Annotated in this window: 17 protein-coding genes; 7 read left to right on the top strand and 10 right to left on the bottom strand. The window is 69.2% G+C overall.

Going from position 1 to position 17,838, the window contains the following annotated elements; all coding sequences use genetic code 11:
- Window positions 1-85: 85 nt before the first annotated feature.
- The gene (locus ACLJO0_RS24385; RefSeq protein ID WP_410580671.1) at window positions 86-1,240 is read right to left on the bottom strand and encodes a Cys-Gln thioester bond-forming surface protein; all 1,155 of its coding nucleotides are present in this window, start codon (window positions 1,238-1,240) and stop codon (window positions 86-88) included.
- A 326-nt stretch (window positions 1,241-1,566) separates the two neighbouring features.
- Between ACLJO0_RS24385 and ACLJO0_RS24380 the strand changes: the two genes are divergently transcribed.
- Together ACLJO0_RS24380 and ACLJO0_RS24375 are read left to right on the top strand one after the other, a co-directional pair.
- Window positions 1,567-2,751, top strand: a complete 1,185-nt coding sequence (locus ACLJO0_RS24380; RefSeq protein WP_410580670.1) for a PQQ-dependent sugar dehydrogenase — start codon at window positions 1,567-1,569, stop codon at window positions 2,749-2,751.
- 121 nt (window positions 2,752-2,872) lie between these two features.
- The gene (locus ACLJO0_RS24375; protein ID WP_410580669.1) at window positions 2,873-4,150 is read left to right on the top strand and encodes an SON protein; all 1,278 of its coding nucleotides are present in this window, start codon (window positions 2,873-2,875) and stop codon (window positions 4,148-4,150) included.
- Window positions 4,151-4,235: 85 nt separating this feature from the next.
- Here ACLJO0_RS24375 and argG read toward each other — a convergent pair whose 3' ends face one another.
- Entirely contained in the window at window positions 4,236-5,684 is a 1,449-nt protein-coding gene (gene argG, locus ACLJO0_RS24370) for an argininosuccinate synthase (protein ID WP_410580668.1), read from the bottom strand.
- 391 nt (window positions 5,685-6,075) lie between these two features.
- On the opposite strand from argG, the gene ACLJO0_RS24365 reads away from it, so the two are divergent.
- Window positions 6,076-7,638: a molybdopterin-dependent oxidoreductase gene (locus ACLJO0_RS24365; RefSeq protein WP_410580667.1), complete on the top strand. Its 1,563-nt coding sequence runs from the start codon at window positions 6,076-6,078 to the stop codon at window positions 7,636-7,638.
- A gap of 88 nt (window positions 7,639-7,726) precedes the next feature.
- On the top strand, window positions 7,727-8,404 hold the full coding sequence (locus ACLJO0_RS24360; protein ID WP_125793297.1) for a fasciclin domain-containing protein: 678 nt from the start codon (window positions 7,727-7,729) through the stop codon (window positions 8,402-8,404).
- A gap of 60 nt (window positions 8,405-8,464) precedes the next feature.
- On the opposite strand, the gene ACLJO0_RS24355 is transcribed toward ACLJO0_RS24360, so the two are convergent.
- From ACLJO0_RS24355 to ACLJO0_RS24335, 5 genes are all read right to left on the bottom strand, one after another.
- Window positions 8,465-8,770, bottom strand: coding sequence for a hypothetical protein (locus ACLJO0_RS24355; protein ID WP_125789493.1), 306 nt, complete (start codon window positions 8,768-8,770; stop codon window positions 8,465-8,467).
- Window positions 8,767-9,162 carry an Asp23/Gls24 family envelope stress response protein gene (locus ACLJO0_RS24350; protein WP_410580666.1) on the bottom strand — a complete coding sequence of 132 codons (396 nt, stop codon included), beginning with the start codon at window positions 9,160-9,162 and terminating at the stop codon, window positions 8,767-8,769. The genes ACLJO0_RS24355 and ACLJO0_RS24350 overlap by 4 nt, the downstream gene beginning before the upstream one ends.
- On the bottom strand, window positions 9,152-9,718 hold the full coding sequence (locus ACLJO0_RS24345) for an anti-sigma factor family protein (RefSeq protein WP_410580665.1): 567 nt from the start codon (window positions 9,716-9,718) through the stop codon (window positions 9,152-9,154). Before ACLJO0_RS24345 ends, ACLJO0_RS24350 begins: the two co-directional genes overlap by 11 nt.
- Entirely contained in the window at window positions 9,709-10,290 is a 582-nt protein-coding gene (locus ACLJO0_RS24340; protein WP_410580664.1) for an RNA polymerase sigma factor, read from the bottom strand. Before ACLJO0_RS24340 ends, ACLJO0_RS24345 begins: the two co-directional genes overlap by 10 nt.
- Before the next feature lie 67 nt (window positions 10,291-10,357).
- On the bottom strand, window positions 10,358-10,912 hold the full coding sequence (locus ACLJO0_RS24335) for a hypothetical protein (protein ID WP_410580663.1): 555 nt from the start codon (window positions 10,910-10,912) through the stop codon (window positions 10,358-10,360).
- 323 nt (window positions 10,913-11,235) lie between these two features.
- On the opposite strand from ACLJO0_RS24335, the gene ACLJO0_RS24330 reads away from it, so the two are divergent.
- On the top strand, window positions 11,236-11,709 hold the full coding sequence (locus tag ACLJO0_RS24330) for a MarR family winged helix-turn-helix transcriptional regulator (protein WP_410580662.1): 474 nt from the start codon (window positions 11,236-11,238) through the stop codon (window positions 11,707-11,709).
- A gap of 1 nt (window position 11,710) precedes the next feature.
- On the opposite strand, the gene ACLJO0_RS24325 is transcribed toward ACLJO0_RS24330, so the two are convergent.
- Together ACLJO0_RS24325 and ACLJO0_RS24320 are read right to left on the bottom strand one after the other, a co-directional pair.
- Window positions 11,711-12,901 carry an FAD-dependent monooxygenase gene (locus ACLJO0_RS24325; RefSeq protein WP_410580661.1) on the bottom strand — a complete coding sequence of 397 codons (1,191 nt, stop codon included), beginning with the start codon at window positions 12,899-12,901 and terminating at the stop codon, window positions 11,711-11,713.
- 58 nt (window positions 12,902-12,959) lie between these two features.
- Complete coding sequence (locus ACLJO0_RS24320; protein WP_410580660.1) at window positions 12,960-14,105, bottom strand: CaiB/BaiF CoA transferase family protein; 1,146 nt, start codon at window positions 14,103-14,105, stop codon at window positions 12,960-12,962.
- A gap of 555 nt (window positions 14,106-14,660) precedes the next feature.
- Between ACLJO0_RS24320 and ACLJO0_RS24315 the strand changes: the two genes are divergently transcribed.
- Window positions 14,661-15,479 (top strand): NAD(P)H-binding protein, encoded by an 819-nt coding sequence (locus ACLJO0_RS24315; protein ID WP_410580659.1) that lies wholly within the window; start codon window positions 14,661-14,663, stop codon window positions 15,477-15,479.
- Here ACLJO0_RS24315 and ACLJO0_RS24310 read toward each other — a convergent pair whose 3' ends face one another.
- Window positions 15,480-16,415, bottom strand: coding sequence for a hypothetical protein (locus tag ACLJO0_RS24310; protein WP_410580658.1), 936 nt, complete (start codon window positions 16,413-16,415; stop codon window positions 15,480-15,482). It abuts the gene before it with no gap.
- 236 nt (window positions 16,416-16,651) lie between these two features.
- Here ACLJO0_RS24310 and ACLJO0_RS24305 point away from each other — a divergent pair, with 236 nt between their 5' ends.
- Window positions 16,652-17,800 carry a N(5)-(carboxyethyl)ornithine synthase gene (locus tag ACLJO0_RS24305; protein WP_410580657.1) on the top strand — a complete coding sequence of 383 codons (1,149 nt, stop codon included), beginning with the start codon at window positions 16,652-16,654 and terminating at the stop codon, window positions 17,798-17,800.
- Window positions 17,801-17,838 lie beyond the last annotated feature (38 nt).

Here is a 17,838-nt window from a genome sequence, read left to right as displayed (position 1 = left end):
GTTCCGATGCCCTTGCCACTCACGCCCCCCCAACGAAAGCGGGGCCGGTCCACAGTGGACCGGCCCCGCTTTCGTCGTTCGTTTCTTACGCCTCGCTACGGCGACGGCGCACCAGCAGCACCATCAGCACACCCGCGCCGAGGAGCGCGCCGCCGATCACCAGCGGCATGGTCGCGGAAGCACCGGTGTTGGCCAGCTCGTCGCCGCCACCCGACTCGGCGCCACCGGGGGTGGTGGGGGCCGGGGTTTCGGTGACGGGCGCGCCGCCCTGCTTCCAGCTCGCGGTCGCGTTCGCGACGACCGAGGTCTTCTCGGACTCCGCCACGATCAGGGACTGGGCGGGCACCTTGGCGTAGTTCTCGCCCACGAACAGGCGGCCGGTGTCGAGGTGGCCGCTGACCTTCAGCGTGAAGGAGCCGTTGCCGTCCTTGGCGTCCTTGGGGACGTCGACGTAGACCTTGGTGCCGTCCTTGATGGCGGCCGCCTTGATCTCCTTGCCGTCGGCGTCGGTGACCTTGACGCCCTCGGGCAGCTTGCTGGTCAGCTCGGTGATGTCACCGGTGGTGGCCACGCTGAACGGGCCGATCCTGGAGCCGGTCGCGCCGGAGGCCTTGGCCGGGCCGATGTCGAGGGTCGGCTTCGGCTGCTGGCCGATGCCGACGTTGTCCTTGCCGACGAGGTAGTCGTAAACGGCCAGCACGTCGGCGGACTCTTCGGCGCCCTCGTGCGGCAGCGGCTTCTTGCGGTCGAGGTTCTTGCCGTCACTGAAGTGCCAGACGGCGGCCTGCGTCGCGGTGACGGCCTCTTCGACGGACAGGCCGCCGTTCAGCTTGACGTCCTTGCCGAGCGCGCCCTCGATCTTCTTCACGGCGACCGCCGGGTAGCCGTGGTGCAGCACCCAGTTGATCTTCGCGTTGTTCTTGTTGAACGGCGAAGCGGCGTCCGGGTACTTGTTCCAGGGACGTTCGATCATGTCCTGGTCGGTGCGCATGCCGACCTCGACCTGCACGCAGTACATCTTGAGCTTGCTGCCGTCGGAGAGCTTCAGCCCGAACAGCTTCGTGACGTACTTCTGCCCGCCCTCGAAGTTGACGCTGAAACCGTCGGTGCCGCTGCCTTCGACGACCCGGCCGCGAGCCGCGCCGTCGTCCGCGAGGGCGGCCGGGGCCGCCATCGTCAGCGCGACGGCCGCGGTGGCCACCGCGATCCCGCCGCGAACCAGAACTGACCTGCCGTGCATGTGTCTCCCATCCGAATACGGACCACGAATGCCAGTGCCGAATGCGACCACAGGCCCCGACCGCAACGGCTCGCCCAGATGGGGGATGACTAATCCCATCGAGCGAGAGCGGAGCATACAGAGGTCATACATGTGGCTACTCAGGGGTATGGCTCATGTCCGAATTGCCCCGAAAGAAGAGTGAACGCCGAGAAAACGATCTTGGGCGAGTGGGCAACGGGGCTCCGGCGGAAAGAAACCGACGAAAAGCTCGCGGATGGAGGTACCGCCGCTGCTCCGGCCGCGCTTGAATTGGACCAGACCATTCAACGGCGATTGGAGTCCACATGACGCGACGGCACCTCCGCCGGGGGTTGTCCCTGGTGGCCGGGCTCGCCTTGGCCGGAGCGCTGCTCCCGGCCGCGAGCAGCGCGGAAACCGTGGAAGCGCGGGGTGTTCCGCTCGGCGAACTGACCGCCACGGCGACCAAGGTCGCGTCCGGGCTGGTGAACCCGACCGCGATCACGGCGCTCGACGACGGGAGCGGCCGGATCCTCATCGTGGAGAAGAGAGGCGTCGTCCGGGCCTACCATCCCAGGACCGGGCTCGCCGCCAAACCGGTTCTGGACATCAGCGACAAGGTGAACGGCGCGGACGTCGAACGCGGGCTGCTCGGGCTCGCGATCGCCAAGGACAGGCGCGCGTACGTCGCCTACACCCGCAAGTCCGACAGCGCGGTGACGCTGGCACGGGTCCGGCTGGACACCGGGGAGCTCACCGAACTGCTGACCCAGCCGCATGCCGAATTCCCCAACCACAACGGCGGCCAGCTGGCCTTCGGCCCGGACGGGTACCTGTACTGGGGGATCGGTGACGGCGGCGGAGGCGGCGATCCGCTGGCCAGCGGGCAGCGGCTGGACACGCTGCTCGGCAAGATCCTGCGCGTCGACGTCAACCGCGCTTGCCGTCCGCTGCGCTACTGCGTCCCGGCGGGCAACCCGTTCGTGGGTGTCGCGGGCGCGCGGCCGGAGATCTGGGCGTACGGGCTCCGCAATCCGTGGCGGTTCTCCTTCGATCGGGCCGATGGCTCGCTGTGGATCGGCGACGTCGGCCAGGGCCGGTTCGAGGAGGTCGACCACCTCGCGAAGGGCAAGGGCGGCGCGAACCTCGGCTGGTCCTGCAAGGAAGGTCCGGTCGTTTTCGACGAGACGCGCTGCAAGGACGGCGTGACCTACACCGACCCGGTCTTCCACTACGTCTCCGGCACGGAGGGCTGCGCGGTGATCGGCGGGCACGTCTACCGCGGCAGGAAGTACGCCTCGCTGGCGGGCGGGACCTACCTCGCCACCGACTTCTGCCAGGGAACCGCCTGGGCCGTCCGCAAGAAGGCCGACGGCACCTACGAAAGCGCCCGGATCGGCGAGTTCCCGCTCGACGCCACCACGTTCGGCACCGATCTGAACGGAGAGCTGTACCTGGCCGACGAAACACCCGGCGGGCTGCACCGGATCTCGTTCGCCCGTAAGGGCTGACACCCGCTTCCCGGCCGCGTCCGCCCGGCGCGGCCGGGATCCGTCCCCACGCGTTTCATCAAGTTTTCATCATCCCTCCATAGCGTCATGCCGTCCGGTGAATTCAGTGATGGAGGGCGACGTGGAGCAAACATTCCCACCCGGAGGCGCGCAGTGGCCGCCGCCGCAGGGCTGGGTCCCGCAACCGGCACCGGCGCCGCCTGCCCGGAAACCCCGGTGGCTGCTGTTCGGCGGTATCGCCGGGCTGGTGCTGGTGCTCCTCGCCGGTCTGACGACCTGGCTGCTGTGGCCGTCGAAAGCCGGCCGCGAACCCTTCGAGCAGGCGTTGGCAGGCCTTTCCTCGGCGCCGGCCGTCCGCAACAGCACCTCCGCGGTCGGCGGGATGATCGAGACGGACGTGAAGACCACCGCGTACGGCGAGACGTCCGGCACGATGTCCTTCCAGGGCAAGAAGATCGAGCTCCTGGTCGTCGGCGGAAAGGTCTTCTTCAAGGCACCCGACGGCCTGCTGCCCGGCTTGGGCGCGGACTCGGCGGGTACCGAAGACCTCAAGGACCGGTGGATAACCGGCGAGGAAGCGCTGTTCGGCCCGGTCCTGCAGCAGTTCGAGTCCCCGGAGAAGCTCGCCGCCCGCCTGCGCGAGGCGCTGGAGCGGGCGGAGGACATCCCCGGCGACCAGAACGAGACCGTCCGGGACGTCCCCGCGCTCAAGGCGAGCACGCCCGCCGGGGACCTGTACGTCTCGAAGGAGGCGCCGCATCGGCTTCTTCGCTACTCGGTGAAGATGCCGTCGATGCCCAAGGTCCCGACGATGCCCGACGCGGGGTCGCTGCCGCAGATGCCGCCCGGCGCGGGAGTCGGTGACTCCGATGTGGACGCTTTGTCGCCGTCGGAAACCGTCGAAGTCTACGAAAACCTGATGGTGAACACCCAGAAGCTGTCCGACGCCGTCGACACCGGTGTGCGGTTCGACATGGACGGTGCGGCGACCGTGGCGTGCAGCAGTTCGGGCTGCACGGTGACCGCGAACGTGTCCAACTCCGCCTCCGCGAACAGCGGCGGGAAGGTCACCGGTCAGGTCAACGCCACGATGACGGCGAACGTGACCATCGGCGGCCGTTCGGCGGGCAGTTGCCGGGAAACGGCGACCCTGCCGCTGAACGGCTCGGGCTCGATCAGCTGCGTCAACGGCGGGGCCGGGAGTGTCTTCAGCGCCGTCGAAGCGGAGAAGAAGGCGGAGGCCGAAGCGCAGTCGCGGGCCTCGGGCGGGGTGCCGGTCCAGTACCAGATCGAGAGCATCGCGTCGGTCTCCGTCCTGGCCGAAGCGATCGGTCAGGTCGAGATCAAGCGGTTGATCGACGAACTGGGGCACCGGCGGTCCGAGCTCAGCGGCAAGTGAACGGGCCACCGGCCGAATGAGAACAGCGCCGGGCGAACGGCTTCGATGCCGCGCGCCCGGCGCTTTCGCGTCCCGGCTGTTCGGGTCAGTCCGTGCCGGATTCGATCGCGGCGTGGTCGAGCAGTTCGTCCTCGGCCGAGGCCTTGCCGCGGGAGGCGATCGCCTGCGCGCCGCCCGCGTCCATCGCCCCGATCAGCCCGGTCGACGCGGCCTGCGCGGCGCCGATCAGCGTCGGATGCCCGCCGCCGACCATGCCGAGCCCGGCGTACTGCTCGAGCTTGGCGCGCGAGTCCGCGATGTCGAGGTTCCGCATGGTGAGCTGGCCGATCCGGTCCACCGGGCCGAACGCCGAGTCCTCGGTGCGCTCCATCGACAGCTTGTCCGGGTGGTAGCTGAAGAACGGGCCGGTGGTGTCGAGGATCGAGTAGTCCTCGCCGCGCCGCAGCCGCAGGGTGACCTCGCCGGTGACGGCCGCGCCGACCCACCGCTGCAGCGACTCGCGCAGCATCATCGCCTGCGGGTCCAGCCAGCGGCCTTCGTACATCAGCCTGCCGAGGCGGCGGCCTTCGTTGTGGTAGCTGGCGAGGGTGTCCTCGTTGTGGATCGCGTTGACGAGCCGCTCGTACGCGGCGTGCAGCAGCGCCATCCCCGGCGCCTCGTAGATGCCGCGGCTCTTGGCCTCGATGATCCGGTTCTCGATCTGGTCGGACATGCCGAGCCCGTGCCGCCCGCCGATCGCGTTGGCCTCCAGGACCAGGTCGACCGCGGTGGCGAACTCCTTGCCGTTGATCGTCACCGGACGGCCCTGTTCGAAGCCGATCGTGACGTCCTCGGGCGCGATCTCGACGTCGGCGTCCCAGAACCGGACGCCCATGATCGGGTTGACGATCTCGATGCCGGTGTCGAGGTGTTCGAGCGACTTGGCCTCGTGCGTCGCGCCCCAGATGTTCGCGTCCGTGGAGTAGGCCTTCTCGGTGCTGTCCCGGTAGGGCAGGCCGTGGGCCTGCAACCACTCGGACATCTCCTTGCGGCCGCCGAGCTCGCTGACGAACGCGGCGTCCAGCCACGGCTTGTAGATCCGCAGGGACGGGTTCGCGAGCAGGCCGTAACGGTAGAACCGCTCGATGTCGTTGCCCTTGAAGGTGGAGCCGTCGCCCCAGATCTGGACGTCGTCCTCGAGCATCGCGCGCACCAGCAGCGTGCCGGTGACCGCGCGGCCGAGCGGGGTCGTGTTGAAGTAGGTGCGACCGCCGTTGCGGATGTGGAAGGCGCCGCAGGCCAGCGCCGCGAGCCCTTCCTCGACCAGCGCGGCCTTGCAGTCGACAGCGCGCGCGATCTCGGCGCCGTAGGCCTTCGCCCGGCCGGGGACCGACGCGATGTCGGGTTCGTCGTACTGGCCGATGTCAGCGGTGTAGGTGCACGGCACAGCACCCTTCTCGCGCATCCACGCGACCGCTACCGAGGTGTCGAGGCCGCCGGAGAAGGCGATCCCGACGCGTTCGCCGACAGGCAGAGAGGTGAGTACCTTGGACATGATGGAAGTATATGCATAGGTGTGTATGACCATGCAAGCCGGGGTGAGCAGGGCAACTCGGGCGGGTGGTAGGCCGGGGTGGTCGTGCGGTTGGTGCCAGGCCCCGGTCCGTGAAGGCCTCCTTCCCTCGGCTCAGCCGAGGAAACCCGACCTTCACACCTTGCCTAGGTACATGAAGGACCCCTTCCTGTACCTAGGCGCAAGGAAGGGGTCCTTCATGTACCTGGGCGGGCAGGCTCTCGTGAGCGGCACTCGCGCCCGTGTCCGATTCGTGACCCGTCCGCGAAGCCCTCCGCCACGAACACTTGGTGACCCCCTCTGCGAAAAGCGCCGGTTTCCCTTGCCGCAAAAGGAAACCAGTCCATAGCCCCGACGGCTGCGAATACCTGGCATGAAGACTTCGCGGGCCGACACCGACCAACGCCTCCCCTTCTTCGGAGCGGCGCTGATCGGTGTCGTGGCCCTCGCCGCGGCACTGGCGGCCGGTCATCTGGTGGCCGGGTTCATCAGCGCCAACGCTTCGCCGTACCTGGCGGTCGGCAACGGGGCGATCGATCTGACCCCGATCGAGCTGAAGGATTTCGCGGTCCGCACGTTCGGTGTCTACGACAAGCTCGTGCTGCTCGGCGGGATGGCCGTGGTGATGGTGCTCGCCGCGGCCGCGGCGGGGGTCGCCTCGCGCCGGTCGCCCGTTCCGGGGATCGTGCTGATCGCCGCCTTCGGTCTGCTGGGCGGTTTCGCCGTGTCGCAGCGTCCCGACCTCGATTCGGTCGCCCTGCTCGCGCCGCTGGCCAGCCTGATCGCCGGAGTCGGCGTCTTCTTTTGGCTGCATCGCCTCGCCATCACGAGGTCCCGAACCGTCGAGGAGGCTTCCGGCGCCGCTCCGTCGCGCCGGTCGGTGCTGCTGGCCGGGGCGGGTGCCGTCGTGGCCGCGGGGGCGGCGGGGGCCGGAGGGCAGCTTCTCGCCGGCACGCGAGACGCGGAGTCCTCCCGCGCGGCCATCGGGCGGCTCGTTCCCGCCGAGCCGGCGCCGCCGATCCCGGCCGACGCGGATTTCGCCAAACTGGGCACGCCGACGTTCCTCACCTCGAACCGCGACTTCTACCGCGTCGACACCGCCCTGTCGGTGCCGCAGGTCCGGGCCGAGGACTGGAGTCTCCGCCTGCACGGCATGGTGCGCAACGAAAAACGGTACAGCTACGACGACATCCGCAACCGGCCGCTGATCGAGCGCACGATCACCATGACCTGCGTGTCCAACGAGGTCGGCGGCACCTACGTGTCGACGGCGAACTTCATCGGCGTGGACCTCGGAGAGCTGTTGCGGGAGGCCGAAGTCCTGCCCGGTGCCGAGCAGATCTTCTCCACCAGCGTCGACGGCTGGACGGCGGGCAGCCCGGTCGTCGCCGCGCTCGATCCGGAGCGGGGCGCGATGCTGGCGATCGGGATGAACGGGGAACCGCTGCCGGTCGAACACGGTTTTCCCGCCCGAATGGTCATCCCCGGTCTCTATGGCTACGTTTCGGCGACGAAATGGGTCAAGGATCTGGAGATCACCACCTGGAAAGCGCGCCGCGCGTATTGGCTCGACCGCGGCTGGGGTGAACAGGCTCCGATCAAAACGCAGTCCAGGATCGACAGTCCGAAAGGATTCGAAACGGTATCCGCGGGCAAGGTCCGGATCTCGGGTGTCGCGTGGGCGCAGCACACCGGTGTCGAGCGGGTCGAAGTCCGGCTCGGCGCGGGCGGGAACTGGCAGCCCGCAATGCTTTCCCGTGAGGTGGGCCTCAACACCTGGCGGATGTGGTGGACCGAATTCGACGTCCCGGCAGGCAGCCATCAGGTCACCGTCCGCGCGGTCGACAAATCCGGCTACACCCAGACCGACGCCCGCGCCGGAACCGTTCCGGACGGTGCGACGGGCTGGCATGTCATCAGTTTCACCGCACGGTGATCGGGGTCACTCGAAAGAGTGGCAATCCGATTCCGTGGTGGTTCCGAATACCCGGTAAGAGTCCGAAAAACAAATGGAGTGATTTTCCGTGAACAAGCTTCGCGTCGCAGGAATCGGTTTCACCGCGGTCACCGCGCTGGCCCTGGCCGCCTGCAGCAGCAATGACAGCGCTTCGTCCGGCAGCTCCAGCAGCGCCCCCGCGCCCGCCCCGTCCTCGTCGATGTCGGCCCCGATGTCCAGTGCCGCCTCGGGTGACGGTGTCACCACCAACGCCGACGTGTTCGGCCCCGCGTGTTCGCAGTTGCCGCAGGGCAGTGCGGCGGGTTCGCTGGACTCGATGGGCCCGCAGCCGGTGGCCAGCGCCGCGTCGACCAACCCGCTGCTGACCAAGCTGGTCGCCGCGGTCAAGGCCACCAACCTGGTGGACACGCTCAACAGCCAGCAGGCCATCACCGTGTTCGCCCCGGCGGACCCGGCCTTCGCCGCGCTGGGTGACGCCAAGTTCGCCGAGCTGGCGGGCAAGCCGGACCAGCTGGCCCCGATCCTGCAGTACCACGTCGTCGGGAAGCGCTACGACGCCAAGGGCCTGGAGTCCGCCAAGTCCGTGGAGAGCCTGAACACCGCGGGCGGCCCGGTCAAGATCGAGGGCTCCGGCGAGAACATGACCGTCAACGGCGCGAAGGTCCTGTGCGGCAACATCCCCACCAAGAACGCCACCGTGTTCGTCATCGACAAGGTGCTGACCCCGGGCACCAACAAGAACTAGGTCCCCACCCCTGATCGCGGTGGCCATGCCCTCGGGCGCGGCCACCGCGATCTTCGTCTGTCAGGGAACGAGCGCGGCGGCGTCCACGTCGGTCACCACGAGACGCAGACTCGCGTTCTCCCAAGGGGTTCCGGTCAGCACCGCGCGCAAGGCGGCCCCGGCGGCCTCCGTGAGCGGCGGGATCGGCACCTCCAGCGCGACGACGCGGATCTCGACGACGTTCTCGGTGATGTCGACTGCCATCACGTCGAGATCCCACGGCACCGCCGAGGCGGCGGCCGTGGTGGACGGCGTCGCCGCGCGCAGCCCCGGTACGTCGCGGAGCGTGCTCAGCAGCGAAGCGGTCAGTTCGGAACGTGCGGTCACAACAGTCCTCCACGGATTTCGATGTCCAAAATGGACACCGAGACGGCCGAGGGGGTGAGCCCGGTCGCCTCGGTGACCGCCTGGCTGACGGCACGCTGCACCGCTTGCGCGGTCGCGGCGGCCTGGTCCAGCCCGGAGAGCGAAAGGTCGATCTCCACCCGCACGTCGCCCTGGTCGACGGCCGCACGGACTCCTTCGGTCGGCGCTGGTTCGAGGCCCTTGATCCGCTGTCGCGCGATCCGGGTCAGCGAGCCTGCCAGCCCGCGCAACCCGGGTTCCAGGCGTACCACGCCGGGGACCTTCGCCGCGGCGTGCGCGGCGACCGCCGCGATCACCGGCGGGGAGATCACCGTTTCGGTCAGTTGTCTGGCAGGGGCCTGATCAGGCGTCATAAATGTCCTCCACCACCAGATCGAGCCGGGCCAGGCGAAGACCGACCCTGGCTCCCGCCGCCGCCGTGACCCGCTCACGGACCACGTCCAGCGAGTCACCGTCGAAGTCATGGGCGATCGCCAGGCTCAGTTCCACGTTCACGGCCGTCAGGTCGGTGATGTCCGGCGCGGGCAGGACCCGGCAGCGTCGCGCGCGGACGCCGTCCACGGAATCCGCGGCGAACCGCAGCACCGCCGCGACCGCCTGATCGCTCACCTGGACTTCGCCCGGTTCCGCGCTGTCCAGCGGCACCAGGTCGCGACGCCGGACCTCGGCGCGGACCGCGGACATGATGCGGCTGGTGAGATCCGGCGACGGCTCGGTGTCGTCGTCGGCCAGCTCCCTGGTCAGTCCGCGCAGCACGCGGAGGCTCTCGTGGGTCGCCCGGCAGTGCGGGCATTCGAGTTCGTGCGCGTCCGCGTGGCCCGCGTCGACCTCGTCGAGCCGTTCCCACACCAGTTCGACGTCCCGGCCGCACGGGAGCAAGTAGTCCTGAGTCGCGTGGTTCATCGCCATGGAGCCATCACCTCCGCCAACTCCGCTCGTGCTCGTGCGATGCGTCCGCGCACCGCGGTGGTGGTCGTCCCGATCGCCTTCGCGATCTCCTCGTAGGAGCGGCCGTGGACCTCCCGCAGCAGCCAGCAGGCCCGTTGCTCGGCGGTCAGCCGGTCCAGCGCCCCGGTCAGCGCCGCCAGCTGCGCGCTCGTCTCGGCCGCGCGCTCCGGCCGCCCCGCCGAACCGGTGGATTCCTGCTGGTCCAGCTCGACGTCGGCCACCGGCTTCCTGGCGCGGATCACGTTCAGGCACCGGTTGGTCGTCGTCCGGTAGAGCCAGCCGACGAACGCCGCGTCCTCCTGCAGCTGATCGAGCCGCCGCCAGGCGACGAGGAACACCTCCTGGACGACGTCCTCGGCGTCCCCTTTGTTCCCCAGCATCCGCAGCGCCAGCCGGTACATCGGCCCCTGGAACCGCAGGACGAGCTGCTCGTACGCGCGGATCTCGCCGTCGCGGGCGCGCGCCACGAGTGTCGCGTCGTCCAGCACCGTTTCGCCGGCGGCGGGCGCGTCACTTCTCGCCGACGTCGTCATCGAGCGCACCTGTGCAGCGCCGTCATGCCGAAGCTCCCTTCACATCACCAAGGTCCGGTGACAATCGTTAAGACACGGCTTCCCCGGAAACGTCACGCGGGAAACCCAGCCGACCACGGCGCGGGGGATCCCGCACCCCGAAAGTCAGGTGATCGCCCGCCTTCGGAACGCCCAGAGACTCGCGGGGGTGAACACGGCCGGCGCCACGGCCAGCCCGAGCGCGCAGAGCCCAGGCGGGCAGGTGGGCGACCTGCGGGGTCAGCGCCCGGAACCAGGGGACGGCGGCGAGTTCGGGGAAGGGGAACTGCGCGGAACCGGTGAACAGCAACGGCGGCATCACCAGCGAGAAGGTGAGGCCGATCCGGGCGGGGGAGACCAGTGAGCCGATCGTCACCCCGGCCGCGCCACCGGCCAGCGCGCCGAGCACGGTGTAGCCGAACGCGGCCGGGAGACCGGCCGCCCGCCAGGACAGCTCACCGAGTACGAGCGCGCCGACCGGGACCATGAGGACGGCGGTGACCAGGCCCCGTGACGCCGCCGCGAAGATCCGCTCGACCACGATCCAGGCGAGTGGCACGGGGGCCCGCAGCCGGTTCTCGATGGTGCGGGTGGCGAATTCCATGGCGAGCGGGAAGGACGCGTTCTGTGCGGCGGCGAAGAACGCGTTCAGCGCGACCAGCCCCGGGAAGGAGCAGCCGCGCGTAGCCGGGCGGGGTGTAGCCGAGTGTGCCGAGGACCTTCCCGAACACCAGCAGCATCAGCAGGGGTTGCATGAGCACCTGCGCCAGCACCCCGCCGAGCTGTTTGCGGGTGATCAGCAGATCGTGCTCCAGCAGACCCCAGAACACACGCCACGGACCCGGAGCCATATACGAAGCGTACGCTTGCTTATAACGTGCTCCCACCTGGACTGGTCGCGAAAGAAGCAAGTGTTAGCGTTGTACTGTGAGTGAAACCACGCAGGTCGCGGAGTCGGTGCGCTGGGCCGTTTCGCGGTTGTCGTCCCGGCTTCGGGCCGAACAACCCGGGGAAGACCGCGGCTTGAGCAGGCTGGCCGCGTCGGTGCTGGCGAATCTGCGGCACAGCGGGCCGCTGACCGTCAGCGCGCTCGCCGCGATCGAAGGACTCCAGCCGCAGTCCCTGACCAGGGTGCTGAACGCGCTCGAAGCCGAAGGCCGCGTCGCGCGGCGCCCCGACGAGCACGACCGGCGGGCTCAGCGGATCGCGATCACCGGCGAGGGCCGCGAGGCCCTGCGCGCGCATGTGCGGGACGGCAACCGCTGGCTGGCGCGGGCCTTCGACGAAACGCTGACTCCCGCCGAACGGGAGATCGTGCGGGTGGCGGCGGGCCTCCTGCTCCAGGTCGTCGAGCACGGGGCCGGGGACGAGCGCGGCCAGGGCGCCGCGCCGGCTCTGTGAATCACCTCGTTGAATCGACACCACGGGCGAGCGCCGGGTACTCGTCGAGGGTGATGTCGGTGGCGAACTTGTCGGTCACCCACAGCATCCAGCGCAGCATGAACGCCCGCCGGAACAGCTGGTCGCGCAGCTTGATCCGCAGTTTCGTCGGCGGCGCGAGGAACGGGCCGGCGTTGGCGCCGCGGGCCACCTTGGCGTAGCCGCGGAACTTCTCGTCGTACCGCCGGAAGGCCACCTCGTGGTCGCCGTCCGCCGCGGCGAGTTCCCCGGCGATGACGTACGCGGCCACGATGGCGAGCCCGGTGCCGAAGCCGCCCAAGGTGTTGCCGTACGCGGCGTCGCCGAGGAGCGCGACGCGGCCGGTGGAGTAGCCGTCCATCGTGACCCGGCTGATCGAGTCCAGGTAGACGTCCTCCGAACGGTTCACCGCCTCCATCAGTTCGGGCAGCCGCCAGCCGCCGTCGGCGAACGCGGCGGTCAGGATCTCCTTCTGCTGCCCGGTGTCGTAACGGTCGTAGGCGATTTCGGGGGAGGCGAACACGAAGAACGCGGCCGCCTTGGGCCCGCCGGTGGCGGCGAGCCTGCCGGGCTCGTTGTACATGATCGAGTTGCCGCCGGGGCCGCGGAAGTCGTCGCTCTCCCCGGTCTCGACCAGGGCGTAGTAGTGGCCGAGGTGTTCCACGTAGTCGGCTTCCGGGCCGAACGCCAGCCGTCGCACAGCGGAGTGGATGCCGTCCGCGCCGAAGACGAGGTCGAACCGCCTCGGCGCACCGCGCTCGAAGGTGACGTCGACGCCGTCGGCCGTTTCGGTCAGCGAGGCGATGGAATCGCCGAAGACGTACTCGCAGTCCTGAGCGGTCCGTTCGTAGAGGATCGCGGCCAGGTCGCCGCGCCGGATCTCGACGTCGCCGCCGGTGAACTCGCCGGGCATGACGGCCAGCGGCCGCTCCGTGGCGTCGATGATGGTCTGGTCGTGCCCGCCGGTCTGGCGCCGGTACACCTCGTCGAGGATCCCCATCCGGTCCAGCACGGTGCGGTGGGTCGCGCCCTTGAAGTCGACCGCCTGGCCGCCGGTGCGGAGTTCCGCCGTCCGTTCGACGACGGTGACCGCGTAGCCCTGGCGGGAGAGCCAGAAGGCGAGGGCGGGACCGGCGATGCTCGCGCCGGAGATGAGGACTGTCCTGTTGGTCATGGCAGGAGCTTCGCGGCCGACGTTGACGAAGCACTGACAATCCGCTGACGGCCCTTCGTCAGCTCCAGCCGGGCAAGGGAAGGGTGAGCTGCCCGGGGTCGTCCGGTGGCGCGGTCTCGTATCGCGGCGGCGTCGCCGACAGGCCGATCGGGTTGCGGGTCAGCCGCACGGAGGTGCCGTCGGGCCGGGGGAGATCGACCGTCGGGTTCAGGCCGAGCCGTTCCGCGAGGGCGAACGCGCCCGCGACGTCGTTGACCTCTCCGGCGGGCACCCCGGCCGCGCTCAACTCCGCCGCCCACTCGGCCGCCGGGCGCCTGCCCAGGTGGTCTTCGAGCAGCGCGCGGAGTTCGGCCCGGTGCACGACCCGCGCCGGATTGGTCGCGAACCGGACGTCGCCCGCGACCTCCGGCAGGCCGATGACCTCGCACAACGCCGCGAACTGCCGGTCGTTGCCGACGGCGAGCGCGAGTTCGTGATCGGCGCAGGGGAGGAGTTCGTAGGGGGCGATGCTCGGGTGCCGGTTGCCCATCCGCGCCGGGACCGTCCCGCCGGAGGTGTACGCGCTGCCCTGGTTCACCAGCGCGGCGAGCAGACTGGACAGCAGGTCGATCTCGACACGCTGCCCCTGCCCGGTGCGGTCGCGGTGGCGCAAGGCGGCGAGGATGCCGACGCTCGCGAACAGCCCGGCCAGGACGTCGACGAGCGCGACGCCGACCTTCTGCGGCTCGCCCGCCGGGTCGCCGGTGATGCTCATGAGCCCGCCCACGGCCTGGATGAGCAGGTCGTAACCGGGCAGCGCGGCGCCGCCGCCGGAACCGAAACCAGTGACGGAGCAGAAGACGAGGCCGGGATTCGCCGCCAGCAGGACCTCCGGGCCGAGACCGAGCCGGTCCATCACGCCGGGCCGGAAGTTCTCGACCACGACGTCGGCCTCCAGAGCCAGCGCACGGGCATGGGCGCGGTCCTCCGGGTCGCCGAGATCCAGCGCCACACTCGTCTTGTTCCGGTTGACCGACTGGAAGTACGTCGCCTGACCGGTCGCGTCGTAGGGCGGCCCCCAGCTGCGGGTGTCGTCGCCGATGCCCGGCCGCTCCACCTTGATCACCGTCGCGCCGAGATCGGCCAGCAACATGGTGGCGAACGGGCCGGCGAGCACCCGCGAGAAGTCGAGGACGCGCAGCGGGCCGAGTGCGGTTTCGGGCATGGGCCCGAGACTAAGTGGTCACCATCGGAAGTCCTCCGGAGGTCTCGCCTCCCGGGTGTTGGCCACACTCGCGTGCTCAGACCCGGATCTCGCGTGTTCGGACTCCGCACTCTCGAGTGCGGCATCCAGGCACGTGAGTTACGTCCTCAAGCACGCGAGTCACGCCTTCCTTCACGACCGGCCGCCGAGGTCACAGCCGTCCCACTGTCACCAGGGACCACATCTGACGGTAGCGAAAGCCTCCATCGCTACCGTCAGAGTAGGCAAGGCGGCCCTCGCTACCAGGAGAACGCGAGCGCAGGAGCGGCAGTGGCCCCGCCGCACGACACGTTCGATCTTCCCCTCACCATCGAAAGCCGCTGACCGGACATTTCGCCGGTCGAAAGTGTCCCTTGTGGACAGTTTGGCGAGTACGGTTTCGGGCAGGCCTCACGTCTCCGAAGTTGTGATCACGCTCACGAAAGGCCGGTTTTCCCATTACTTTCCTCTAGGTACCTACTATCCCCGGGCCGGTAGCTTCGGCCGCGTCAACGAAACGCGAACCGAGGAGCGACCATGATCGTGGTGACCGGAGCGACCGGGAACGTAGGACGTCTGCTGGTGGAAACCCTTGCCGCCGCAGGAGAAGAAGTGACGGCGGTGTCGCGCCGGATCTCGCCGTCGGAGGTTCCCGACGGCGTGCGGACCGTGCGGGCCGACCTCGCCCGGGCCGACGGGCTCAAGGAGGTCTTCGACGGCGCGGACCGGGTTTTCCTTCTGACGTCAGGAGAATTCCTGGGGGCGGGCGGTGATGTCGCCGAGGTCGTCGCGGCGGCCGATGGCGCCCGGATCGTGCTCCTGTCCTCCCAGGGCGTCGGAACCGGGCGGCACGCGCCCGCGTACGAGGAGGCGGTCAAGGCGTCGAGTCCGGAGTGGACAGTGCTGCGGCCGGGAGGCTTCGCGTCGAACGCTTTCCAATGGGCACCGGCCATCCGGGCCGATCGGGTCGTCGCGGCGCCGTTCGGCGACGTCGAGCTGCCCGTCATCGACCCGGCCGACATCGCCGACGTCGCGGCGGCCGTGCTGCGGGAATCCGGTCACCACGGCCGGTCCTACGTGCTGACCGGACCCGAGCCGATCTCGCCGCGGCGGCAGGCGGCGGACCTCGGCGCCGCGCTGGGCGAGCCGCTGCGCTTCGCCGAGCTGAGCGAAGACGAGGCCCGTGCCGCGATGTCGGCGTTCATGCCGCCGGTGGTCGTGGAGGCCACGCTCGCGATCCTCGGCAGGCCGACGGAGGACGAACAGCGGGTCAGCCCCGACGTCGAGAAGGTGCTCGGACGACCAGGGCGGACCTTCGCCGACTGGGCGACGCGGAACGCGGCGGCGTTCAAGTGACTACTTGAGCACCAGCGACCGCGCCATCTGCTTGAAGGCGGGAAGCTGGTCGCCGTCCTTGGCCGGGTCGAAGTCGCCGCCGACGAGGATGTACCCGGTTTCAGTGAACGTCATGACGGCGTACGCGGTCTTGCCCTTGCTGTCGTGGCCGACGATCTCGAAACCGGGCATCCCCGCGATCGTCACCTCGGTCACCGTGTCGGCGGACGGCTTGGCCGGCAGCTTCCCGAACCTGTCGACCGCGTAGGCGCGCTTGTCCTCCGGCAGCCGCGGCTCGCCCATCGACGGTGCGGCGATGAGTTTGGGGCCGCCTTGCGCGCCACGGGTGAAGCTGAGGCTCGAGGTGCCTTCCTTCCGCTGGTAGCCCTCCGCCGGGGTCAAGTCGAAACCGATGTCGCCCGGCGCGGCCTCGGTGCTCCAGCGGGCGCCGGTGATGGCCTTCTTGAAGTCGTCGACGGTCAGCGGGTCGCCCGGTTCGAGGGTGCCGGTGATGATCACCAGCACGTCCTCGGCGGCGAGGATCGCGTTGACCTTGGCGAAGGTGCCCACCGATGCCCGCTGGTGGCCGCTGGTCAGGAAGGCCGGGAACCCGGCGATCGTGGTTTCGACCGGCTTTTCCAGGTCGAGCCCCTTCTGCCGAGCCTGTTCGCTGGTGAAGCCCGCCGCTGTCTCGGCCATCGCCTCGCGGGCCGGTTCGCCGTTCGTGGGCTGCTCCACGACCACGATGGAGGTCCGGGAGTTCGACCGGGCGAGGCCGGGCAGGCTCGGCTCCACCCGCATGCCGTCCGGAACCGGCAGCGAGATCCGGGTGCGCGGGATGGCCTGCTCGGTCCCGGTGGCGGCCGCCGTCGTCGCCGGACTCGACGCCGCGGTGCTCGGCACGGCGGCCTGGCCGGTTTTCTGCGTACTTCCGCAGCCGGCGACGAACAAGATCAAGGCAGCACACAACACGGACCGAAGACGCACGGATTCCCCCTTGGATTCAAGGGAACTTTACGCCATGGGCCGCAGGGGGAACGGTCCCTCTCACCTCGCGGCGAGCAGCACCTCGATGCCGTCGGCGGCGGCAGGGACGACGCCGGCTCGAACGCCTGCGCACGGGATGCTCTCGGACACCCTGAGTCCACGCCGGGCCTTGCGTTTAGACTGGAGGCCTATTTAAGGGGCCCCAAGTGGACCAACTCACTCTCGGCGTCATTTCCCACTCGCGAAAAGAAAACGAGTGGCGGCTTCCGATCCATCCGCGACATCTCGAGCGGATCGACCCCGATCTCCGTAAGCGCATTTTCCTCGAAAACGGCTACGGCGAACGCTTCGGCATTCCGGACGAGGACCTCGCGCCCCTGGTCGGGGGCCTGCGGTCCCGTGAACAACTGATCGCGGACTGCGACGTCATTCTCCTCGCCAAACCCCTCGCGGAAGACCTGGCCGAACTCCGGCCGGGGCAGACCCTTTGGGGCTGGCCGCACTGCGTTCAGGACGACAAGATCACCCAGCTGGCCATCGACCGGAAACTGACCCTCATCGCCTTCGAAGCGATGAATCACTGGCGTAGCGACGGTTCTTTCGGCCTGCACGTCTTCCACAAGAACAACGAATTGGCAGGCTATTGCTCGGTGCTGCACGCGCTGCAGCTGACCGGCTCGACCGGCGATTACGGCCGCCGTCTCCGCGCCGTCGTGATCGGCTTCGGCGCCACGGCGCGTGGTTCGGTGACGGCGCTGAACGCCCACGGAATCCACGACGTGCACGTGCTCACCCACCGTGGCGTCACCGCGGTCGGTTCGCCGATCCACTCGGCGAACATCGTGCATCTCGACCACGACCTGAAAGGCCCGGCCGACCTCCGCCGCAGCCACGCCATCACCGAGGACGGCCGCGTGCCGCTGGCGGAGTTCCTCGCCGGGCACGACATCGTCGTCAACTGTGTGCTGCAGGACCCGAAGGCGCCGTTGACGTTCCTCGTCGAGGAAGACCTCGCCGAGTTCCGGCGCGGCAGCCTCGTCATCGACGTGTCCTGCGACGAGGCGATGGGCTTCAGCTGGGCCAAGCCGACGACGTTCATGGAACCGACCTTCGAGGTCGGCGGCCTCACCTACTACGCCGTCGACCACAGCCCGTCCTACCTCTGGGATTCGGCGACCTGGGAGATCAGCGGCGCCCTGCTGCCGCATCTGAAGCAGGTGCTGGCAGGCCCGTCCGCGTGGGCCGCCGATCCGATCCTCGACCGGGCGATCGAGATCAGCGAGGGCAAGATCCGCAACACCGACATCCTGTCCTTCCAGCACCGCTCGCCGGAGTATCCGCACGCGCACCAGTGAGACGCGGGCTCGATGAGAAAGTTCTCATCGAGTCCTCA

The organism is Amycolatopsis sp. lyj-108 (assembly GCF_046549005.1).
Lineage (GTDB): Bacteria > Actinomycetota > Actinomycetes > Mycobacteriales > Pseudonocardiaceae > Amycolatopsis.
This window is presented reverse-complemented; position numbering and strand designations above follow the sequence as displayed.

Bases quoted from the DNA above. Each gene is read 5' to 3' on its own strand.
- ACLJO0_RS24325 (WP_410580661.1), bottom strand. From the start codon at position 12,901: ATGACCAACAGGACAGTCCTCATCTCCGGCGCGAGCATCGCCGGTCCC.
- ACLJO0_RS24350 (WP_410580666.1), bottom strand. From the start codon at position 9,162: ATGACGCCTGATCAGGCCCCTGCCAGACAACTGACCGAAACGGTGATC.
- ACLJO0_RS24365 (WP_410580667.1), top strand. From the start codon at position 6,076: ATGAAGACTTCGCGGGCCGACACCGACCAACGCCTCCCCTTCTTCGGA.
- ACLJO0_RS24315 (WP_410580659.1), top strand. From the start codon at position 14,661: ATGATCGTGGTGACCGGAGCGACCGGGAACGTAGGACGTCTGCTGGTG.
- ACLJO0_RS24380 (WP_410580670.1), top strand. From the start codon at position 1,567: ATGACGCGACGGCACCTCCGCCGGGGGTTGTCCCTGGTGGCCGGGCTC.
- ACLJO0_RS24320 (WP_410580660.1), bottom strand. From the start codon at position 14,105: ATGCCCGAAACCGCACTCGGCCCGCTGCGCGTCCTCGACTTCTCGCGG.
- ACLJO0_RS24345 (WP_410580665.1), bottom strand. From the start codon at position 9,718: ATGGCGATGAACCACGCGACTCAGGACTACTTGCTCCCGTGCGGCCGG.
- ACLJO0_RS24340 (WP_410580664.1), bottom strand. From the start codon at position 10,290: ATGACGACGTCGGCGAGAAGTGACGCGCCCGCCGCCGGCGAAACGGTG.
- argG (WP_410580668.1), bottom strand. From the start codon at position 5,684: ATGTCCAAGGTACTCACCTCTCTGCCTGTCGGCGAACGCGTCGGGATC.
- ACLJO0_RS24385 (WP_410580671.1), bottom strand. From the start codon at position 1,240: ATGCACGGCAGGTCAGTTCTGGTTCGCGGCGGGATCGCGGTGGCCACC.
- ACLJO0_RS24335 (WP_410580663.1), bottom strand. From the start codon at position 10,912: ATGGAATTCGCCACCCGCACCATCGAGAACCGGCTGCGGGCCCCCGTG.